This is a genomic window from Parashewanella hymeniacidonis (genome assembly GCF_016900895.1).
Classification (GTDB): Bacteria; Pseudomonadota; Gammaproteobacteria; order Enterobacterales; family Shewanellaceae; genus Parashewanella; species Parashewanella hymeniacidonis.
In genome coordinates this window covers 1-4,539 of sequence record NZ_JAFEUN010000185.1, presented here as the reverse complement: position 1 = coordinate 4,539, position 4,539 = coordinate 1, and the positions used below count along the sequence as shown (strand labels likewise).

General features: G+C 37.9%; 4 protein-coding genes and 1 pseudogene. 4 read left to right on the top strand and 1 reads right to left on the bottom strand.

The features are described 5' to 3' along the window. Nucleotides 1–69 precede the first annotated feature (69 nt). From JQC92_RS21070 to JQC92_RS21060, 3 genes are all read left to right on the top strand, one after another. A complete protein-coding gene (locus JQC92_RS21070; protein ID WP_205001500.1) occupies nucleotides 70–354 on the top strand; it encodes a hypothetical protein in 285 nt (94 codons plus the stop codon). Between the two features lie 420 nt (nucleotides 355–774). Beyond that, nucleotides 775–1,959 carry an IS4 family transposase gene (locus JQC92_RS21065; protein WP_205001499.1) on the top strand — a complete coding sequence of 395 codons (1,185 nt, stop codon included), beginning with the start codon at nucleotides 775–777 and terminating at the stop codon, nucleotides 1,957–1,959. 18 nt (nucleotides 1,960–1,977) lie between these two features. Continuing rightward, nucleotides 1,978–2,217 (top strand): DTW domain-containing protein, encoded by a 240-nt coding sequence (locus JQC92_RS21060; RefSeq protein WP_205001498.1) that lies wholly within the window; start codon nucleotides 1,978–1,980, stop codon nucleotides 2,215–2,217. 440 nt (nucleotides 2,218–2,657) lie between these two features. Here JQC92_RS21060 and JQC92_RS21055 read toward each other — a convergent pair whose 3' ends face one another. Beyond that, nucleotides 2,658–3,635 (bottom strand): lytic polysaccharide monooxygenase, encoded by a 978-nt coding sequence (locus JQC92_RS21055; RefSeq protein WP_205001497.1) that lies wholly within the window; start codon nucleotides 3,633–3,635, stop codon nucleotides 2,658–2,660. Nucleotides 3,636–3,917: 282 nt separating this feature from the next. On the opposite strand from JQC92_RS21055, the pseudogene JQC92_RS22810 reads away from it, so the two are divergent. Then, nucleotides 3,918–4,539: pseudogene (locus JQC92_RS22810) on the top strand (IS91 family transposase); the annotation flags it as partial.

The following is a 4,539-nucleotide window of genomic DNA, read 5'->3' as shown; positions in this document are numbered from 1 at the left end:
TTCGGTTCTTCCGTAAGACAGATGTTCAGTGAAAAAAATTAGAGTATAATGCTCCCTAAAAAGATCTCAATGTCCACATCACTTCTTTATCACGGGTTCGGTATTCAAGGCCCTTATCATCACATTTCAACCAAATATGAAAATGGTTCGATAATCTTAAACATTGCCCATAACACTCCGATGAAGTGTCCAATGTGCCGCTCTCGCTCGGTTACCAATAAAGGAATAAAGCCACGTCGCTTTCATGGTGAACCAATAAGAACAAAGCCAACTACATTTGTATCAATAGCCAAAGAATCAAATGCAGTGATAGTCAGTATGCATATTTTTTTAAGTGTCGTATTCTATCTTTGAAAGCATCTCTATCTACAGTGAACACGTCACCTTGGAACTCAAAGTAACCATTGTCAGTCTCATCACAATCGATGTATCTATCATTCCACAAAGTGGCATAGTCTCGGCTACATTTAGATGAAAGCTCTCTACTAATAGAATTTCCTTCCTCATCCATAAGGTTAAATTCTTCAGATGGATCTATTAACAAAACAAAAAAGTTTTTATATGGATAAACACTATCTCTATAAACTAGTCATAGACAGGATCTTAAGTATAAGGTGATAAAAAGATAGAAAAAAGGCTTCATTTGTGATCAAATTTTCTCGCCAAAGTAAAAGTAATCACTCAGAAGCCAATGTCTATTATTTCAGTTAAGCAACAAATCACCAAATTCTTTATTCCTTCAGTCCTAAATGAGCAAGCCAAAGCATTGGTTTTATGAAACGTATTAGAGCGATTAAGCCTCTGGAATTGGTCACCAGCCTTGTTGCAGCTTTAAGCAAAAGTAATGCTTCTTCGATTAATAAAATTGTTAGACAGTTCAACGGCATGAGATTATCTGAAGATGAGTTTGTAGAATATAAGCTTTTTCACAATCAGCTTGCTAAGCAAGCATTCCCTGAGTTTATGAAACTCATCACCAAACAAGCCATGGCGACATTACTGCCTCAGGAGCATGAAATGCCTGAGAGGCTGAAGCAGTTCAAGCAGGTTATTTTACATGATGGTTCATCACTGACGGTACATCCAGAATTGGCCTCTGAATTTAAAGGGCGCTTTACCAAAACTGCACCTGCTGCGATTGAATGTCATGTGAGCTGGTCATTGTTTGAGCGCAAAATCATACGAATGGAAATCGATGCAGACTCTGTATCGGAACATGATTATTTACCAGCAGTTCACACACTCAGAAGCTGCTTATTTTTGGCCGATTCAGGATATGTAAACACGCCATATTTTGCTGAACTAGATAACAATAATGCAAGCTATATTGTCAAAGGAAAGTGCAACTTAAACCCAACAATCATCAAGGCTTATAATGGCAAGGGAAAAGAATTAAAGCGACCAGTCGGCAAGAAACTCAAGGATGTATCTCAAAAGCAAAGTAGTCAAAAAGTGATGGACTTTGATGTCGAATGGGGGAAATATCAGTGCCGTTTGATTCGATGCTGGGTTGCATCTGAAGAGAAGTTTGTGATTTGGTTAACCAATTTGTCACGAGCTGAGTTTAGTGCGGATGAAGTGATGATGCTATATCGAGTTCGGTGGCAAGTAGAACTTCTGTTTAAAGAGTTAAAATCGCATAATAACCTGAGAAAATTCAATACTCAGAAAAAACCAATTGTTGAAGGATTAGTCTGGGCAAGTTTGCTTGCGCTTATTTTAAAAAGGGCAGTAGCAACGAAAGCTGTTGAGCAAATATCATTTTTCAAAGCCGCAACGAATGCTGAGGTTTGGTTTATTCCTTTAATACAAGCTATCGCTGATAGAGAATATTCAACTCTAAAAGAAAGGCTTGAGTGGGCATATATTTATTTGAAAAAGAACGCCACTTTGGCTCAACAGAAAAAATCTAAAGGTAACAGTAGCTTGAACAATATTTTTTCTCACTTTAATTCTTAAAGTTCAGTCTATGATATAGTGTTAGACGGTACGTGGCAAGAAGCACAAAAGATATTCAATAAAAGCCCTTATCTCAAAGAGCTTCCAAAAGTAAAAATAGAAACATCTACAGAATCAATATACCAGTTGAGGCGTAATCAACGGGGAAATGGCTTATGTACGGCTGAAAGTGTTATTGAGCTGCTTAGAATCAAAGGCAATGAAATGACAGCAAATCAACTGCAGTCGAAACTGATAGATTTTGTGGCAGAAAAATGAAATATGCTGCTTAAAGTAGTTTGATTGAAACTCGTAGATTTTTTAAGAGGGAAGTAAGTACCTCCCCATTAACATCATATTCAAATAAGTACCTGACGATAAAATCTTAAAAAATTTATCGTTAAGTACTTATTACTGTAAATGTTCGGATCGAACGTCTAGAGGTCGTTTCCAATTAGTCATTTTAATTTGTTACTGCCCTTAGCATATGAATTCGGCTAGCCTAACAAGAGACTATGACATAAAATTTTCTTAAAATTTAACTCTAGGGCGTGTTGATCTTTCAGGATTAAATTTTGTGCTATTTGAGCATTTATCTGTTCAAGGCGTGAGCAATGAAGTTTAGCAATCTAAATGAATTGCTCACAACAAAGAACAGGGAGCGCTCAAAAGCATCGAAGACAGCGTAAATTGGTCATTTCTGCTGCGTTATCGCTTGATTATTTGGAAACTCCCCTCTGCTGTTCTCGTTGTTGCTCTCTTCTTTGCTCTTCTAATCTTTGCTGTTCTCGTTGTTGCTCTCTTCTTTGCTCTTCTAATCTTTGCTGTTCTCGTTGTTGCTCTCTTCTTTGTTCTTCTAATCTCTGCTGTTCTCGTTGTTGTTCTCTTCTTTGTTCTTCTAATCTCTGCTGTTCTAGTTGTTGTTCTTGTCTCTCATCACCGAGCTTTGTAATTTGAGTGAAATTATTTTTTATCAATGGATTGGTGTTAGTTTTATCTAAAGAGCCAAGTACATTACTCTTGTTAATATTGACTGGCATCATTGTCTTATTTTTACTAATTAGCACATCACTACACCCATCAAACACATCACCAGTTCCAGTATCGGTTAACCAAATACTGGCTATGACGTGATGACCTTCATGATCTTCAGGTATGTGACAAGTAAACTTCCAAGGTGTTGACCCTGTTAAATAATCCCCTTTAATGGAGCAAAACTTAGTCATTTCTTTCCACGTTAAAGGAGCATTTTGATCATAACCATTATTAGTTATATAAAGATCAATAGCTTTAGTTTTATGAGCTACAGTCGCATCGTATACAAATGTTAAATCTTTCCCAGCGGTTATAGGATTACCTTCATCATCTTCTGATGTTGCTTTTATATCACTAGGCATTTCGTCTAAGGCAGTAAACCCTAGTCCACATATGTTCTTGTCATTAATACCGTTGTTTTGGTAGTTGTCTTCATCTTGGATGTTTTTTCGAACAGCATTCCAGTTGTAAACATTTTTTTTATAATCTCTACAGATCCTTGATACTGGGGCTTCAGGTTTTTCCGAAAAACGACAGTAATATTGTCTAGCTTGTGGAAATTGCATTGCACCATGTGCAAAAGCGAACATTGGTGTGTGTAATGTAGCTATAGCAACTAGGTTGAAGCCTAATCGTGATATAGATGGATAAAAGTGTTTCATAGCAAGCCTAATTAAGTTCAGTTACTAGTTATAATTAGTAAATTACAAACATAGTTATAAATCCAGTAGTAACCATTAAATATTCATTAAATTTAGATTAAGCCAATCCATCTAAACGTTGACAAAACAGTCTCTATACGACCTTAAATTTTTCTATTGAAAATCCATTTTTAAAGCCCGCCCGTTCAGGTTCTGTCGCATCTTCGAAATTGAACACAAGAACACTGATTTTCAGACACAATTAGGCTGCCAGTGAGTAAAACTGCTCCCAAACCGATTGACCCTGTGCCTTGTGGTCATCGTAATTGCAGCTTGTGCCAGCACAACACCACTCAAGACTGGCTCAACCGTCAGCAAATGAAATTATTACCTGTCGAGTATTACATGGTGACCTTTACCTTGCCTGCCGAGCTTCGACCGCTGACGTTTCATCATCATCAACAACAAGTGTTTGATGCCATGTTTAGCGTCAGCCAAAGCCTGCTGAAAGACTTTGCCAAACGCAAAAAAAACTTACAAGCTGACATTAGTTTTTACATCGGTATTACACACCCATGGGAGGCAACGGCAATTTCACCCACACATTCATGTGGTGATACCCGCTGGCGGTTTCAATGCCGCTCGTAAACAGTGGTGCAAAGATAAGGGAAAGTATTTGTTTAACGGCAAGGCGCTGGCGCAAGCGTGGCGAGGCCGAATGCTTGAGGCAATAAACCATCAGCTTAAACTCAAGCTGCCAAAATCAATACCACAAGAATGGGTCGTCAACTGTCGGCATGTGGGCAAAGGATTACCTGCGCTTAAGTATCTTTCTCGATATTTGTATCGTGGTGTATTACCTGACAGAGACATCATTAATGCGACCGATACTGAAGTTAGCTTTCGCTATACCGACAGTGAAACT